This window comes from Nostoc sp. C057, from assembly GCF_013393925.1.
Taxonomy (GTDB): Bacteria; Cyanobacteriota; Cyanobacteriia; order Cyanobacteriales; family Nostocaceae; genus Nostoc; species Nostoc muscorum_A.
The window spans coordinates 165,613-181,045 of record NZ_CP040289.1 but is presented as its reverse complement, the minus strand read 5'-3'; the positions used below and the strand labels follow the sequence as shown (position 1 = coordinate 181,045).

17 protein-coding genes and 4 pseudogenes are annotated in these 15,433 nt (G+C 38.9%); 8 read left to right on the top strand and 13 right to left on the bottom strand.

Annotated elements, in window-relative coordinates; genetic code table 11:
* The first annotated feature begins 321 nt into the window (after positions 1-321).
* Positions 322-693 (top strand): hypothetical protein, encoded by a 372-nt coding sequence (locus tag FD724_RS41440; RefSeq protein ID WP_256874743.1) that lies wholly within the window; start codon positions 322-324, stop codon positions 691-693.
* Between the two features lie 416 nt (positions 694-1,109).
* Positions 1,110-2,046, top strand: a pseudogene (locus tag FD724_RS37105) (hypothetical protein); the annotation flags it as partial.
* A 330-nt stretch (positions 2,047-2,376) separates the two neighbouring features.
* Here FD724_RS37105 and FD724_RS37100 read toward each other — a convergent pair.
* From FD724_RS37100 to FD724_RS41435, 12 genes and pseudogenes are all read right to left on the bottom strand, one after another.
* A complete protein-coding gene (locus tag FD724_RS37100; RefSeq protein ID WP_179076472.1) occupies positions 2,377-2,610 on the bottom strand; it encodes a hypothetical protein in 234 nt (77 codons plus the stop codon).
* Positions 2,600-2,815, bottom strand: a complete 216-nt coding sequence (locus tag FD724_RS42260) for an AAA family ATPase (RefSeq protein ID WP_179076618.1) — start codon at positions 2,813-2,815, stop codon at positions 2,600-2,602. The genes FD724_RS37100 and FD724_RS42260 overlap by 11 nt, the downstream gene beginning before the upstream one ends.
* The gene (locus FD724_RS37090; RefSeq protein WP_179076617.1) at positions 2,784-2,987 is read right to left on the bottom strand and encodes a hypothetical protein; all 204 of its coding nucleotides are present in this window, start codon (positions 2,985-2,987) and stop codon (positions 2,784-2,786) included. The genes FD724_RS42260 and FD724_RS37090 overlap by 32 nt, the downstream gene beginning before the upstream one ends.
* Positions 2,988-3,379: 392 nt before the next feature.
* On the bottom strand, positions 3,380-3,643 hold the full coding sequence (locus FD724_RS37085; protein ID WP_179076616.1) for a helix-hairpin-helix domain-containing protein: 264 nt from the start codon (positions 3,641-3,643) through the stop codon (positions 3,380-3,382).
* Between the two features lie 982 nt (positions 3,644-4,625).
* Positions 4,626-4,853, bottom strand: a complete 228-nt coding sequence (locus tag FD724_RS37080; RefSeq protein WP_179076615.1) for a hypothetical protein — start codon at positions 4,851-4,853, stop codon at positions 4,626-4,628.
* Positions 4,854-5,022: 169 nt separating this feature from the next.
* Positions 5,023-5,475 carry a hypothetical protein gene (locus FD724_RS37075; protein WP_179076614.1) on the bottom strand — a complete coding sequence of 151 codons (453 nt, stop codon included), beginning with the start codon at positions 5,473-5,475 and terminating at the stop codon, positions 5,023-5,025.
* A gap of 220 nt (positions 5,476-5,695) precedes the next feature.
* Complete coding sequence (locus FD724_RS37070) at positions 5,696-5,917, bottom strand: hypothetical protein (RefSeq protein WP_179076471.1); 222 nt, start codon at positions 5,915-5,917, stop codon at positions 5,696-5,698.
* Positions 5,880-6,011 carry an AAA family ATPase gene (locus FD724_RS37065; RefSeq protein WP_256874769.1) on the bottom strand — a complete coding sequence of 44 codons (132 nt, stop codon included), beginning with the start codon at positions 6,009-6,011 and terminating at the stop codon, positions 5,880-5,882. Before FD724_RS37065 ends, FD724_RS37070 begins: the two co-directional genes overlap by 38 nt.
* Positions 6,012-6,028: 17 nt before the next feature.
* Complete coding sequence (locus FD724_RS37060) at positions 6,029-6,202, bottom strand: hypothetical protein (RefSeq protein ID WP_179076612.1); 174 nt, start codon at positions 6,200-6,202, stop codon at positions 6,029-6,031.
* A gap of 244 nt (positions 6,203-6,446) precedes the next feature.
* Entirely contained in the window at positions 6,447-6,596 is a 150-nt protein-coding gene (locus FD724_RS37055) for a hypothetical protein (RefSeq protein ID WP_179076611.1), read from the bottom strand.
* Between the two features lie 84 nt (positions 6,597-6,680).
* Complete coding sequence (locus FD724_RS37050; protein WP_256874768.1) at positions 6,681-6,863, bottom strand: hypothetical protein; 183 nt, start codon at positions 6,861-6,863, stop codon at positions 6,681-6,683.
* Between the two features lie 193 nt (positions 6,864-7,056).
* A pseudogene (locus FD724_RS41435) lies at positions 7,057-7,385 on the bottom strand (relaxase domain-containing protein).
* Between the two features lie 1,084 nt (positions 7,386-8,469).
* Between FD724_RS41435 and FD724_RS37035 the strand changes: the two are divergent.
* From FD724_RS37035 to FD724_RS37020, 4 genes are all read left to right on the top strand, one after another.
* A complete protein-coding gene (locus FD724_RS37035; RefSeq protein WP_256874742.1) occupies positions 8,470-9,345 on the top strand; it encodes a ParM/StbA family protein in 876 nt (291 codons plus the stop codon).
* Between the two features lie 40 nt (positions 9,346-9,385).
* A complete protein-coding gene (locus FD724_RS37030; RefSeq protein ID WP_179076608.1) occupies positions 9,386-9,820 on the top strand; it encodes a hypothetical protein in 435 nt (144 codons plus the stop codon).
* A gap of 105 nt (positions 9,821-9,925) precedes the next feature.
* Entirely contained in the window at positions 9,926-10,777 is an 852-nt protein-coding gene (locus FD724_RS37025) for a hypothetical protein (RefSeq protein ID WP_179076607.1), read from the top strand.
* The gene (locus FD724_RS37020; RefSeq protein WP_179076606.1) at positions 10,693-11,211 is read left to right on the top strand and encodes a hypothetical protein; all 519 of its coding nucleotides are present in this window, start codon (positions 10,693-10,695) and stop codon (positions 11,209-11,211) included. Before FD724_RS37025 ends, FD724_RS37020 begins: the two co-directional genes overlap by 85 nt.
* A 303-nt stretch (positions 11,212-11,514) precedes the next feature.
* Here the strand turns inward: FD724_RS37020 and FD724_RS37015 are convergent.
* A pseudogene (locus FD724_RS37015) lies at positions 11,515-12,761 on the bottom strand (ISL3 family transposase).
* Between the two features lie 142 nt (positions 12,762-12,903).
* On the opposite strand from FD724_RS37015, the pseudogene FD724_RS37010 reads away from it, so the two are divergent.
* Together FD724_RS37010 and FD724_RS37005 are read left to right on the top strand one after the other, a co-directional pair.
* Positions 12,904-14,253, top strand: a pseudogene (locus FD724_RS37010) (hypothetical protein); the annotation flags it as partial.
* A 64-nt stretch (positions 14,254-14,317) separates the two neighbouring features.
* Entirely contained in the window at positions 14,318-15,148 is an 831-nt protein-coding gene (locus FD724_RS37005; RefSeq protein WP_179072523.1) for an IS5 family transposase, read from the top strand.
* Positions 15,149-15,433 lie beyond the last annotated feature (285 nt).

Below are 15,433 nucleotides of genomic sequence, written 5' to 3'. Positions count from 1 at the left end.
GTAAATGTGGAAAAAATCACGGTTTGGGCGGTTCAAGTTGAGAGTAATTATCAATTAGATAGACAAAAAAAGGGTCAAAAACAGGAGAATTTTTCTTGTGGATTTAATGTTGAGTCTTGATCCGGGAACTTCAATGACGAAGATGGTTTATCGTGTTCTCTCGGAGATTTCGTACAAGTCAGAATTGCTGTGTATGGAACCAGAGTTAATTAAGATTTCCAAAGATTCGTTGGATTTATATGAGTCTGGGCAAATGAATCATTTAATCCAGAGAATGAAGCGTGGATAGAGTACAACGAAGAATATTATGCGGTTGGGTTTTTGGCACAAAAGTATTTTGAAGCGCGAATCAATTTTTTAGAACTCAAGTATGAGAATGCGATTCCAAAAACTTTGGCAGCAGTGGGGGCAATAGCGATTAGAGATTCTTTGAAGGCAAACTTTGATTTATCCTTGGGACTGCTATTGCCTTATGGAGAGTGGGAAGATAGAGAAAGATTGGAGAGGGGTTTAACTAAGGCACTGTCTAGCTTTAGCTTTCGAGGGAAACAATTTTGTATAAATCTGATTAACTTTCAGTGCTTACCCGAAGGTGGGGGACTGATATTGACGCGAAGTAAAAAACTTGGCACAGATTTTAATAAAGTGAACATTGCTGTGGTGATGCTGGGTTTCGGGATATATCAGCCGTAATCTTTGAGCGTGGTATTTCAACTGGAAAAACGGAAGGATTGGGCTTGGCGTGGATGCTGGAGAGAATCAAAAGCCGAACATCAGGGCAAAACTTACACGATCTGTTAAAGGCTGTCCATCTATCAGGCCGACATTGAAACCGAGATACTGCAAACCTTTGGCTCGGAGCAAAAAGTCTGATTTTTCAGGTTGAGGAGATAGCTGAAATTATTGAAGTGGCTGACTTATCTCGTAAAGAATACTGGGAAAAGGTATCGCCCTTGGCTCAAAATTAATATTCCTGCCCATATTGAGCAAGTCATTATTGGTGGTGGAACGTCGGAATATTTAAGCTCCGGAGTTGAAAATTTGTGCTTAATTCTTGACATACAAACCCTCTCAAGATATTAACCAAGTTTCATTAACTTCTTAAAACCATGAATCTGGAAATTAAACATTTTGATCCCAGGCTCAATCAATGGATTTATACAGATGATCGTAAAAACATTTTAACTGAAAATCTCAGTAATACTTTACTGGAATTTTACTTTCCTGACAAAGAATTTTCATTTGGACACTCAGATGAATACAGCACTGCTGAAGAATTAAAGAATCATCCAGATGGACAGATTTTATTGCTATCTTCTAAGACTCGCTTACTTTACGGAGATAAAGAATGTTTAGAAACGATTCAAAAGATTTGTCCAGACAGTAAAGATCGGGGGGCTTATGGTTCCATCTTTCTTGGGGCTTGTAAAAATGCGATTCACGAAAAGCTAAATATTTTGGTAGTAGATGATTCTACTGATAACAGGGGCGAAAATGGAGGGATATTATCGAATGATTTGGCATATAAATTAGTTGGAGATTGTTATGGGCAGATTTCAACACAACTTTACGACAAGCTAACCTTAAGAGAATCCCAAATAGATAAAAGCTACCGTGTTATCCAGCATCGATTCGGCTGGAGGGAAGGAAACGGAGAAGATACTACTAAATACCGCTTTGGCAAAGGAACACTCCGACCATACAACCTAGATGATATAAAGTACGCAGACCCGAACAATGAACCAAAAATCGATATAATTCTTCCCATAAGCAGTTTTAAGGGAACAGATAAAGATAGACCCAAAGGAAACCTACTAAACCGCAGATTAAGCCAGGATTATATCAGCAAAATATTTGGTTAGCTGAAAAAGCACAATCTCAACAAGGTCAGATGTCTATCTCCCAACTATTGGCATCTTTTCCGCACGGGCTTAAAAGATTTTGTCGAGTCACTAGAGGTACAAGCCCAAAGATTAGCCTCTATTCAAGATGATCCTAGAAACGTTTCTGCTTACTATTGCGAAAGATACGAAAAACGTAAAGAATCATTGAGCCAAAATAAATTAAAAACATCAGACATTATCAATCAAGAAACAGATGTTAAAAACTTAGGGACAAATGATGACTTAGATGCAGATCCAGGAGTTGGATGACGATCGGCAAAGATGACTTGTTCATGTACAAACTCATTAAAAACTGATTTACTAGGGCATCAGCAGCTTTTAGAAACTGAGACAACTTGTGGTTGATTTTCAAAGTTTTGGATTAAATATGATAGCAAGTGAAGCTGATTGAGATTGTGAACTCTACAGTCTCTCTTGTTTTTTGGGGGCGCTAAGATTATTAGTTGTTGATTGTTTGAAATCAACACCTGATTCAGCCAATAGCTTGCAACCAACTCAACGATGGCTTGGGAGGTCGCTTGGGGCGAGTCTTTGAATCACAGAAGAAGTCACCGACATCCATCCAATCAGAAACTTGATTAAAATTGTGCAGTGTGGGGACTATGCCAGAATTGACATCATTAGCAGCATAAATAATCGGGCTTTCGTGCTGCTGGGCGATAAATCGTCTGTAAGAAAGTGTTGTTGGCACGAGTTCAGAAAACAATTAAATCTCGCAAGACCATTCCTGCGCCAATATTGGGCAATTGATCAAAGTTCCTTACCAGGACAATTCTGGTTTTTTTGGGCAAGGCTTTGAGTAGCGAATTGAACAGAAATATATCAACCATTGAAAATTCATCAACGATTAGACAATCAAGATTTAGAAGATTATCCTCGTTATGAAGAAAAACTGCATTGTTTCTTGCCATTTGCAATAAACTTGGTGAATAGAAGTTGCTTCAATGCCTGTAAAGTATCTTTCATCCGGTTTGCAGCTTTCCCTGTTGGAGCGGCAAGTGCAATCGCTTTATCAGTATGGATGAACCATTCAACCAAGGCTTTAGTACATAAGTTTTCCTCGACCAGGCCAAAATTAGGCACACGTTAATTGGATGGGGGGGGGCCACACTCATCAAAGGGCGCGCTGATTTGTCGGTCATTATTTCAACGTGAAAGTTGGCTATGGTCAGCTTTTGTGAAATCAGCTGTCCAGTGTTCTAAAATGTTCAGTGGGTGAGTCGGCTGCTCAAGGAGAGCAAGAATCTTTCAAAGTCACAGAAAGTTCAGCCTGATAAGCAGCTTTGAGATAAACGCTATTACCAACATCACCCGAAACTAAAGTCTCTCAGGTGCGACCAATTTGTGAACTATTGTATTGAAAATTAGAACATCGGGCGTATGCTGTGGTGAAGAAAGCAGGTCATGGCAATACTTACTAATTGCTCAAACGGGTAAAAACAATTCCCCTTCACGCAAGCCGGATTTTAAACCATTTATTTCAAAGCTGAGATATAACGGGTATCGCTGTATTGTGGGATATTTACAGATATTGCTAGCTCATCAGCAGTCTTAAATCCGATGCCATCAATATCATCAATTAATCTGTAAGGGCTGTTCTGAAGTACATTTGCAGTTTTGTGTCCGTAATAGTCACAAATTTTCAAAGCTAACTTCAATGAAGTTCCCACAGCCAAAAGTTGGGCAATCACTCCCAAGTTCGGATTCTTTACTCTTTGACTAAGCTTTGGTAATACCATCAATCCGATATTGAGTTAGTCCGGGAACAGTGTAAAGCTTTTCGCTTGTTATCTAATATCGATAAAGTCTCACTGCAAAAGCAATTGACCAAAGTTTGAGCAGTTTTCTGGGCTAATCCCACGAAATAGTCCACCTTTCTAATTTACGCCTCGATTTCCGGCAACATCAGAATCGGAAATTTTTCGACTTTGAAGGAGCCTCGTCATGAGTCAAAGAGTAGTTGAGAGATTCTGTTCTTTCTACAAGGAGTTCTTAAAGTTAACTCATCGTCTCAAATCAAAAATCCAATTGGCTTTCTATTTAACTTTAAAAGAATCTCCCTAAAGTAGATGAAAGCTGTTCATGGGCTAGAGCCTAAAAGGATGTAAAGAACGTTTCTGTTAATGTCATCAAATTTGGCTTCACACAAGATTTAGTCATCTTTGTTGATGAGATTGAGGAAAGTTGTTCTGTTGGCCTAATACCTTGGTTTAAAGCAGACTCAATAGCTGATTATCAAACATAATCAGAGATTGACAGAATAACTGTTTATTCATAGAATTGTAACTCAATAAGTAACACTTCATCAGAGTCATTCATTTCATTTTTGAGCTTCAACTAGCTTCGCTGATGAGATCATTTAAGTTGCTCTGTTGAGCTTAATATTGTTTTGGGTTAATGCAAGCTCGACAGATGATTGCTCAATATAATCAAGAGAATTGACAAGAATGAGCTTTCTTCTCTGCATGAGATTATAACTCTTGATTCAAGAGCTTAAAACAAAATCACTGCAATGTATTTTTAGCAGTAACAAGTTGTTGATGAGATTGAGAAAGGTTGTTTTGTTAACCCTAATACTGCTTGGTTTAAAAACAGACTCATTAACTGATTGCTCAATATAATCAGAGATTGATAAAGTAGCTCCTTTTTCTGCATGAGATTTTAACTCTTGAGTCAAGGCTGTTTCAAAGTCATTGAATGTACTTTTTAGCAGCAACAAGATTAGTTTAGTTGATTGAGGAAAGTTGTTTTGTTAGCTTCTTTTTTTGCTGGCAGTTTTAAAGCAGACTCGATAACTGATTGCTCAACATAATCAAAGATTGATAAAGTAACTCCTTTTCCTGCATGAGGTTTTAACTCTTGAGTCAAGGCTGTTTCAAAGTCCATTGAATGTAGTCTTGGAATTTTAAGAAGTTGTTGATTAGGAATTGAGAAAATTCTTTCTGTCAATCCTAATGCTGATTGGTTTAAAAGCAGATATTTATAGTTATTGTTTGGTGCTGCTCAATCGTCGATTTCTGAATTTGCTTTGCTTGCAATTCCAAAGTATTCTCTTTGGCTTTCGACTGTTGCGCCAACTCTACCAATCGCGTTGATTTCCTTGGTGTAAATCTTTAATTCATGCCTTGCACGGCTGGTAGCAACATGCTAAAACTTTTCCTGTCCAATAGTGAAATCTGCCGAAATTAACACCCGATCCGCAGTTTTCCCTGACTACTATATGTTGTACTTCTACAAGGGCACATAGCCCAAGTTTTTGCGCCCAGCCAAACCTAATGTGACCAGTACGCTCATCAGCATATTTAATCCTGACGATATTTCTAGGTCGATGGTTGTTGGTAAATTCCTCGCCCGTTGCGTCGTCCCATTTGCCGATCGTTTTTCTTCCATTGCAAGCGATCGCTTCCACAGCAATTTCAATCTGGTGACTTGATAAACTGCTTTCAAAAGCCGTGTCTACCTGCAAAATCTGACGTTCATCACTTATAAGGGTCAACTTATCAGTAGTTCGACCTACCACTTCATAATTTGCTCTTATCCAGCCCCCGGCGTTTGTAATCCCTGTGGGCATGATCGCTACCCACCAATTTCAGTTAGGCAAACTGCATCTGTACTTTTGTCAGATTTTGGTTTCCGTACTGGGTGATGGTTGCAGTTTCTCCCAGTTCCTTCACCCTTGCTTCGAGCGAATCGCTTGGGTAAGGGCAAGTCTTTCTGTATTTGTTCCAGCTAACACAAGAGTTTTGAGTCGCCGCTCTGGTGTCCCTACTATATAATCATTGGCGATTCACTTATTTTGGAAAACTATCTACTTCTGAAGTATGGAAACTGTTGGCTTCTAGTCGTTCAAAACCAGCTTCAATCCTGCCATCAGCAATTAAATCTACTGCTAATTTTAGTTGGAGGGTCTTTTGGCGCAACGATTCATTGAGGTGTGCGGTTTCGATTCCTGCCTGTTGCAAGGATTTGAATGGATTAGTCAAGCGATACTGCTGACAACTGCCGAGTGTCACCAACTAAAATCACCCTAGCTTTAAGTAAGGTTGCTCTTTGTAGGAGCGCATGGGCATCCTTAGCACTGAGTTTGCAAACTATTTTCGTCCACAATCCAGATTTGATTTGGTTCAATCTGTGGTGGTGGTTCCGAAAACCAGTAATCGAGCAACAGTCTCAGACTGAATTTTTAACTCGCTCAAAACCTTAGCAGCAGAGGAACTAGGGGCGAAGCCAATAATACTGTAGCTTAAGTATCCCTGCGATCGCTTTGAGTTCTTTAAGAGCAAAGGGGGCCTCAGCACCAGCTACTCCCTGCCATGCAATGAATTGGTCAGGATGTAGTTGCAGCTAATTCTACCGGCCTTCCCGTTGCCCTTGTTCAGTAAAGTATTCTCCAAAAGGCTTTCAACTACTCCGGTGCGAAATTGGGTTAACGTTGCCTTGTGTCTGCTGCATTAACTCTATTGTCGCCAACTCCCGCCGGACTGCTGTCATCGTTGTAAATTGATGAGTTAAACCTGGCAAGCCGATTAACTCCTGGTGTTCCTAATCAGGGGTGCAATCGCTTACATCCGTAGCTAAACGTGACTTAGGATGAATTTTTCTTAAATCCTCTTGTCTAAAAGCGACATTTCCTTCACTGCAATGTGCGATCGCATCATCTAACGCATCAATCAGACTTTTTTGCTCAACCACAATGAGGAGCCTGTTCTTTTCTTGGTTCTCCTGGCTTGACAAACGTGATACCAATCGCCGCAGCTTCTTCTTTCCACACTGCAACTAATTCTGATTCTGTAGTTTCCGCTTGCGCTGGCGGGTATCATCCCAAATTTTTTCACGTTCAAACAATCGAATTAGCACCAGATGAGGCGAGATGATTTGCTGTCGCCGCTTAGAAAATGCTTCTAAATCCTCGAATTTAAACCTCTTTATATCAAACTGCCCATGTAAACGAAATTCTATTTCATACCCAAGTTTGCGGACTTCACGCGCCAGATAACTTTAGATACGCCATCCTCAAGAATTTCTTATAGTCGAATATTTTCATTATTGCCCAAACTCAACCACCTACCATCTGGAGTTTGGGTCATGTTCAGATTAGCAAACAATGGGTGTGCAGATGTGGGTCTGAAATCCCGACTTTCGATGTGATTTGTTAACTGCGCGACGACCAAGTTACCAGTCTTAACTTCCTATGTCTGTTGCTATTATCTGTCACTCTGGTATAGGCATAACGCTGCTCTATTAGCTCCAGAGTTCCTTTTAGCGCCTGATGGTGAGCATCAATCAAACGAGTATCCCCACCAACAATGCTACCAAGTTTACACTTTTGGGCGTTGAAAATGTACAGTTTAATGTGGCTCTGCGTTCTCCTTTCCCCTTTTCTTTGACTGCTCTGGCACTCAATACCTCACGACCATCGGGGCGTAAGCCCCTCAATGATACTTTCTTTAAAGCGTCTTCTACAACGACCGCCCCTGACAACCCCAATTTTTCAGCACCTTGACCACCCAAAGCCGACTTTCCTTGTATAGGTAATTCTTGATGAAGCGATGTTCACCGCCATCTCTGAGGACACGTTAAAGGTTGTTAGCATGGCTCACCTCTGCTAGGGGGCTGGCAAAAAGTTAATCCTTGTTCTATTCCATCTGTTAGTAATGACCTACTCGTCAAGAAAGTTGATTATTTTCCTTATTGTAAAAATAGACCACCTCTGGCAATAAGGTATTGAAGTCAAAATCAATCCCCGTCATTAAACTTTCGTAGTGCTTGATGACGAATGAAAATTTTTTCGTGAGATCTTTGACCAAAACGAAATTTTATTTCCCAAACTCTCCTGTCATTTAATATAGCAAAAACTAGAGCATTCTTTCCGCCAAATATGGCGTACTGTGCGTCAGAAAAAGATGGATTACAGGGGTTGTGGTTCTTGAAGCTAATTACTAGATAATTGGGAGAATCCTTGAGAGAAAAATTGGGAAGTATCAGGAAGTGCTAGGAAGTCTTGGGAAGTCTTAGGAATTGTTGGAAAATATTAAGCTAATGAGAATTTTGTGACTAGATGATGTTGAATAGTTGAAAAGGTAAGAAATGAATTAGAGATTTGGGAGATATTGTTTTAGATATTGGGAGATGTTGAATGTAATTGGTGATTATTGGGAATTGAGGGATTTTGTGGAGATTTTCTATCAGATGCACGAATTCATGGAAAGTCAAAGAGTATTGCCAAAACTGTAATCTTTCTTTGTAAATGTGGAAAAAATCACGGTTTGGGCGGTTCAAGTTGAGAGTAATTATCAATTAGATAGACAAAAAAAGGGTCAAAAACAGGGAGAATTTTTCTTGTGGATTTAATGTTGAGTCTTGATCCGGGAACTTCAATGACGAAGATGGTTTATCGTGTTCTCTCGGAGATTTCGTACAAGTCAGAATTGCTGTGTATGGAACCAGAGTTAATTAAGATTTCCAAAGATTCGTTGGATTTATATGAGTCTGGGCAAATGAATCACTTAATCCAGAGAATGAAGCGTGGATAGAGTACAACGAAGAATATTATGCGGTTGGGTTTTTGGCACAAAAGTATTTTGAAGCGCGAATCAATTTTTTAGAACTCAAGTATGAGAATGCGATTCCAAAAACTTTGGCAGCAGTGGGGGCAATAGCGATTAGAGATTCTTTGAAGGCAAACTTTGATTTATCCTTGGGACTGCTATTGCCTTATGGAGAGTGGGAAGATAGAGAAAGATTGGAGAGGGGTTTAACTAAGGCACTGTCTAGCTTTAGCTTTCGAGGGAAACAATTTTGTATAAATCTGATTAACTTTCAGTGCTTACCCGAAGGTGGGGGACTGATATTGACGCGAAGTAAAAAACTTGGCACAGATTTTAATAAAGTGAACATTGCTGTGGTGATGCTGGGTTTTCGGGATATATCAGCCGTAATCTTTGAGCGTGGTATTTCAACTGGAAAAACGGAAGGATTGGGCTTGGCGTGGATGCTGGAGAGAATCAAAAGCCGAACATCAGGGCAAAACTTACACGATCTGTTAAAGGCTGTCCATCTATCAGGCCTGACATTGAAACCGAGATACTGCAAACCTTTGGCTCGGAGCAAAAAGTCTGATTTTCAGGTTGAGGAGATAGCACAAATTATTGAAGTGGCTGACTTATCTCGTAAAGAATACTGGGAAAAGGTATCCACTTGGCTCAAAATTAATATTCCTGCCCATATTGAGCAAGTCATTATTGGTGGTGGAACGTCGGAATATTTAAGCTCGGAGTTGAAAAATTTGTTTCCTCATACCGACATTTCATGGGCAGCAGAATTATCAGAGGATGTACGTTTGGCTTTTAACCTGCCGATTAAAAAAGATGCCTTGTGCTTGCGTTTTACTGATGTATATGGATTGTTTCGTTACCAACACGCTACATTTCGTAATTCGTAATTCGTAATAGTAATTTGCTCGTGAAGAGAGGAATATTAGAATGTTTTCAGATGTTGAGTTTCGCTTACGAAGTAGAGTTAAGGCTGATAGTTCCGAAGCCGTGGTAATTAAGTATCTAAATTCCAGGAATACTCTTTATCCTGCTAAAGATATGGCGATGATTGCGATTAGCAGCTATTGGCTTCCTTTAGCTTATCAAGCTGTGGATCAATCAGTGGATTTAGAGCCACACATTCGTGCTTGTCTTTACCGCCTTCAACTCCACTCTTCATATTTGATGGGACTGCTGGGAGAAATCCCGCCTCAAGGAACGCCGATGATTGCAGTAGCCTCTAATCAATCACAGCCACTACAACTAATACAATCATCACCATTACCAATATCCAGGACTTCAGTCAAAGAACCATTACAAATAGCCAGAACTCCTGTACCAGAAGAATCGGAGTCGGGAACTGACTGGTTAAATCCTTTTTAGGACTGACCATTTTTTGAATTGATTTGACGCATTGCTCCTTTCTGAGCATCTTTTCAGTGAACGCAAATATGTCGTTTCAAGCTTTTTAACTAGGAGTGCATGATTATGTATCAACCACAAGAACTTTTTAACGACCTTTCACCATCAGAAATTAGCCGGACTTTACGCTTGAGTGGGATACCTGAAAAAGAGTCATATACCGAGAATGATGCAGACAGGTTTCGTGAATGTCGCACCTTAATTGAGCAGGGTAGAAATGATGAGGAAGTAATGGCTCTATTATCTCCAATTGTTGACAATGCACTGTCAGAAACTCAGGGCAATTCCTCGTCGTCAACGAAGAATGGAGGGAAAAAACAAGGGAAGAAAGGCCAATTACCATTAGATATCACTGAATTACTAGTTATTGCTCGTGAAAGAGGCTATAAAATCGCACTTTCTCAGGCTTTAATAATTCTCCAAGTCTGCGGACTATCTGAGCAAGATGAGTATAGCCCAGATGAGTGCGAACGCTTTCTTGAAACCTACAAATCAATAAAAGAGCAAAACAAATCCTTTGAAGAAGTTGCAGCCAGCTTAACAACTCTAGGTAAAAGCGAAAATTTTCAACAATTAAAATTAGATGCAGTGATTGAGAATGTTAGTGAAAAAGCTGTAGCGGCAAGAGAAGATTTATCTAGCTTGATTGATAAAATTACTGCTGCTCAGGCTGAAGAAGCCCCAGAGTTAGTTCAATCACTTTACCTTAAAAATGTTGCACTGAAATTACAACAGAGCGATTCTGAAAATAACCTCTTCGCTCAATTAGAAGAAAGAATCATGGCGAGAATCGCCGAAAAAAAGCAGCAGAGGCTACAGTTATCTGGAGTGACTTGGGAGACGACACCCTTACCATCTTCTTCGCCCACGCCGATGCTGTCGCCCAACGCATTAGAGAATGGAACGAATACCGATTAAAACAAGAAATTGCAGCCAAAGAACGCACTATTGATATTCAAGTCGAAAAAGCCTCCGATGCTAAAGCCAATAAATTAGCTGCCCACAAGCTGGAAAAAATACAGGCATGGAACGAAGCACAACTAGAACGTCAAAAACTTCGTCAAAAACGCTTTGAACAGTTCAAAGGACTTGTTTTTTGGCTCGGTGGTTGGTTCGGTTCTGGCCGCTCTGGTATTTTCTTTTTTGGCTCTGCCATGTTAGCTTCTGCGACTTTTGCAGGAGTAACAATCATTAATCTGCCAACAAATCTTTCCTGTCCTGATCCCAAAAGTCCCTGTTATCTGGTATATCAAATGCGATTTAACAATAAAAGTGTGATTCTTCCACAACAGACCAAGGATATTATTGCTGAGTATGAGCGCAATAAGAGTAAACCTAAACGGCGCAGATAATTAAGTTTTGGGGAAAGAGAAACTGTCTGTTTTAGTTTTCCCTATCTTTGGAACAGCATCGAATGGCATGAAGATCTTGCCGAGCTTCATCTTTTAAAGTTCCATCTGCATTGAATTCTTTCTTATGCATATTTATCCAACGCTTAATTCTTGACATACAAACCTCTCAAGATATTAACCAAGTTTCATTAACTTCTTAAAACCATGAATCTGGAAATTAAACATTTTGATCCCAGGCTCAATCAATGGATTTATACAGATGATCGTAAAAACATTTGGCTCTTCAGTACTTGTTATGCCAAACTAATAAATAAAATGCCAATTTAATAAGCATCTAATTCTAAAGTTTTCAAAATTTCTAAATCCATAGCCAGAACGTTTAATCAGTTTAAGCTTATTATTAATTCCCTCAACCATACCACTATTTGTACCATTATCAAAGTAAGCAATAATTTCATCATACCAACGAATAATAGTGTTGTTGCTATTGGGAAAATATTTTTTAGCTCTCGATAACCACATACCTAGTTTAAACACTCCCGCATACCAATCATTTGTCTTATTAAAAATTTTTCTAATCTTTTCTTTTAGTTCATGCATTACTTTTAAGACAGGAGATACATTTTTAACTTGGATAAGCTTATTAGCTTGTTCCTCATTTAAGTTATCTTCATTCTTAAGTAAGGGATATTTACTATTTTTTAATGCGAGCAATATATCTTCGTATTCATCTTTTTTGCCGCTAATTTTTCTTTCTTAATTAAATCTTCTATATTTCGTTTTTCTCTTTTTCTTTGTGTATCTAATTCTTTATTTATCTGTGTCATTACATGAAATCTATCTGCTACTACTTGAGCATTCGGCATTAATTCTAACACTAGGTTTTTATACCCTCGCCACAAATCTATACTTACCTCTTTTATTTGCTCTAACAGCTTAGTGCCCCATTCCATAAGGGTTTTCTTGATTATTTCTTGTGTGCGACCGCTTAAAATCGCAATTAGTTTAGATGTATCTAAATCTACTAATACTGCACAGTAATTCCCCTTGCCTTTAATCAGAGCTATCTCATCAAGTCCAAGTCTTTTTAAATTCAAAGGTTTTAAATTGGGTAAATCCTCAGATGCATCTTTTAACATACGTTCTATCTCTTCTGTTGTAACGATACCTTTTGATGCTACGCTGTGTATGTCATTTTCTAAAACTTCTTGTATGGTTTTGTGTGCAAGCCGTTTTGTATAAGTTCTTTTCTTCCTCACAAAATCTAGATATTCACTAAATGGCTTTTGACATTTTCTACATTTGAATTGTCGCCTATTTATTTCTAAAAATACTGGCTTCTCTCCAAAGGGTAAGTCTTTAACAATATGTCGATGATTTTGATGTAAATTATGGCTTTTTGTGCCACACTTAGGACAAGTAGCATCTAGTTTTTTCGATTCAGTTTGTAAAATTATTCCAATCCCCTCATGAAGACGATGTGATATTACTTTTATGTCGTCTAAATCAAGAATTTCTGTGAGGATTTTTATATCATTTTTATGAACCATAGCTGTAAATCTTCCAAAAAATAATCTGATAGTATTTACAGCTAATAACAAATATTCCTTATGTGTCAATGATTGCAATGCGGTTAGCAAAATTTTAATGCAATTCTTAATCTTATTTTACGGATATAGCTAATAATTTGGCATAGTAAGTACTGAAGAACCAAACATTTTAACTGAAAATCTCAGTAATACTTTACTGGAATTTTACTTTCCTGACAAAGAATTTTCATTTGGACACTCAGATGAATACAGCACTGCTGAAGAATTAAAGAATCATCCAGATGGACAGATTTTATTGCTATCTTCTAAGACTCGCTTACTTTACGGAGATAAAGAATGTTTAGAAACGATTCAAAAGATTTGTCCAGACAGTAAAGATCGGGGGGCTTATGGTTCCATCTTTCTTGGGGCTTGTAAAAATGCGATTCACGAAAAGCTAAATATTTTGGTAGTAGATGATTCTACTGATAACAGGGGCGAAAATGGAGGGATATTATCGAATGATTTGGCATATAAATTAGTTGGAGATTGTTATGGGCAGATTTCAACACAACTTTACGACAAGCTAACCTTAAGAGAATCCCAAATAGATAAAAGCTACCGTGTTATCCAGCATCGATTCGGCTGGAGGGAAGGAAACGGAGAAGATACTACTAAATACCGCTTTGGCAAAGGAACACTCCGACCATACAACCTAGATGATATAAAGTACGCAGACCCGAACAATGAACCAAAAATCGATATAATTCTTCCCATAAGCAGTTTTAAGGGAACAGATAAAGATAGACCCAAAGGCCCTACTAAACCGCAGATTAAGCCAGGATTATATCAGCAAAATATTTGGTTAGCTGAAAAAGCACAATCTCAACAAGGTCAGATGTCTATCTCCCAACTATTGGCATCTTTTCCGCACGGGCTTAAAGATTTTGTCGAGTCACTAGAGGTACAAGCCCAAAGATTAGCCTCTATTCAAGATGATCCTAGAAACGTTTCTGCTTACTATTGCGAAAGATACGAAAAACGTAAAGAATCATTGAGCCAAAATAAATTAAAAACATCAGACATTATCAATCAAGAAACAGATGTTAAAAACTTAGGGACAAATGATGACTTAGATGCAGATCAGGAGTTGGATGATGATCCCGGCAAAGATGACTTGTTCATGTACAAACTCATTAAAGCTGATTTACTAGGGCATCAGCAGCTTTTAGAAACTGAGAAGGTCAAACAAGAATTAAGTCGGTTTGTCCAAAGTGAGTGGCGAGATATTGCTATTGGAAAAACGCTTACTTTTGACCGAGCAATGATTATTCCTTCCAAGGAACTCAAAAATGGTGAAATTTGTGCCCCTTGGCTGGAACTTGGAGAAAAAGTTCTTAACTTTCGTTCTCCTTTCCTCAACTCTAATGGTTTGTGTGTCTCTATTAATAAACACGTTGAAGACCGCCTTGCTCCAGATGGTGAACCCTTAGAAGGCATAATTGTAGTCAATAGACCTCTTGCAAAAATATTTTATGGTATGATGTAAAGTTTTGTCGCTTGAATCAATACTACTTATGCGATACGAGCAAACAAAAAAGTTATCGAATCGGCAGTTCAAACGTTTGGTCGGGGTACAACGACGTACTTTCGATGAGATGGTTAAGGTATTAGAACATACAACCAGTTTTAAGCAAACACGAGGTTATCCGAACAAGCTAGGCTTGGAAGACCAAGCTTTAGTTTGCCTACAGTATTGGAGAGAATATCGGACTTACTTCCACATTGCTAGTGACTGGCAAGTATCAGAATCAACGGTTTGCCGGATAGTACATTGGGTTGAAAGCACATTAATCAGTTCTGGAAAATTCCGTTTAGGAGGAAAAAAGTCCTTGTTGATCTCATCACAGAAACCGAAAACAGCTGTGATGGATGTAACAGAGAGTCAAATTGAACGTCCGAAACACGGGCAAAAACGCTTTTATAGTGGTAAACAAAAACGGCATACTCTCAAATCTCAATTGATAATTGACCTAACAACCCAAGAAATTCGTTGTATTGTAAACGGTTCTGGCCGCAAACATGACTACAAACTATTTGTAGAGAGTAAGGTTCGTTTTCACTCCGAAACCGAAAGCTTAGAAGACAGTGGCTACCAAGGAATTTCTAAATTACACACTAATAGTCACTTACCTCAGAAGAAACCTAAAGGAGGTAAGTTAACCAAGGAACAAAAGCAATCCAACCGCGCTTTAGCGAGTCGCCGAGTAGTGATTGAACATGTTAATCGGCGTTTAAAAGTTTTTCGGATTTTAAGTCAGCGCTACCGCAATCGTAGGAAACGTTTTGGATTGCGCTGTCATTTAATTGCTGGGATTTATAATTATGAAGTTCAAAAAGAAGCCTAAATTTCTCTTGGATTTAGTCAGCCCTCAATCATACCACAAAACTTTTTTGCAAGAGGTCTAATGACGAAGACCACAAGCGCATACAAGCCAGAATTACGGAGTTAGAAGCACAAGGAATCGATGTTGATTTTATCGACCCAGCAGAAACCGAATCAGAACGCCAAGCGCGAGACTACGATGGTGATTGCATTGGTGTAGCAAGAGCTAGCTTATATCCTAATTTAACAGCAGAGGCAGAGCGAAGAAATCTTCCCCAAAACGCCTATTCGCCCACGGTTAAGCTCA

Bases quoted from the DNA above. Each gene is read 5' to 3' on its own strand.
- FD724_RS42260 (WP_179076618.1), bottom strand. From the start codon at position 2,815: ATGGCAAGAAACAATGCAGTTTTTCTTCATAACGAGGATAATCTTCTA.
- FD724_RS37085 (WP_179076616.1), bottom strand. From the start codon at position 3,643: ATGGTATTACCAAAGCTTAGTCAAAGAGTAAAGAATCCGAACTTGGGA.
- FD724_RS37075 (WP_179076614.1), bottom strand. From the start codon at position 5,475: ATGCCCACAGGGATTACAAACGCCGGGGGCTGGATAAGAGCAAATTAT.
- FD724_RS37030 (WP_179076608.1), top strand. From the start codon at position 9,386: ATGTTTTCAGATGTTGAGTTTCGCTTACGAAGTAGAGTTAAGGCTGAT.
- FD724_RS37025 (WP_179076607.1), top strand. From the start codon at position 9,926: ATGTATCAACCACAAGAACTTTTTAACGACCTTTCACCATCAGAAATT.
- FD724_RS37005 (WP_179072523.1), top strand. From the start codon at position 14,318: ATGCGATACGAGCAAACAAAAAAGTTATCGAATCGGCAGTTCAAACGT.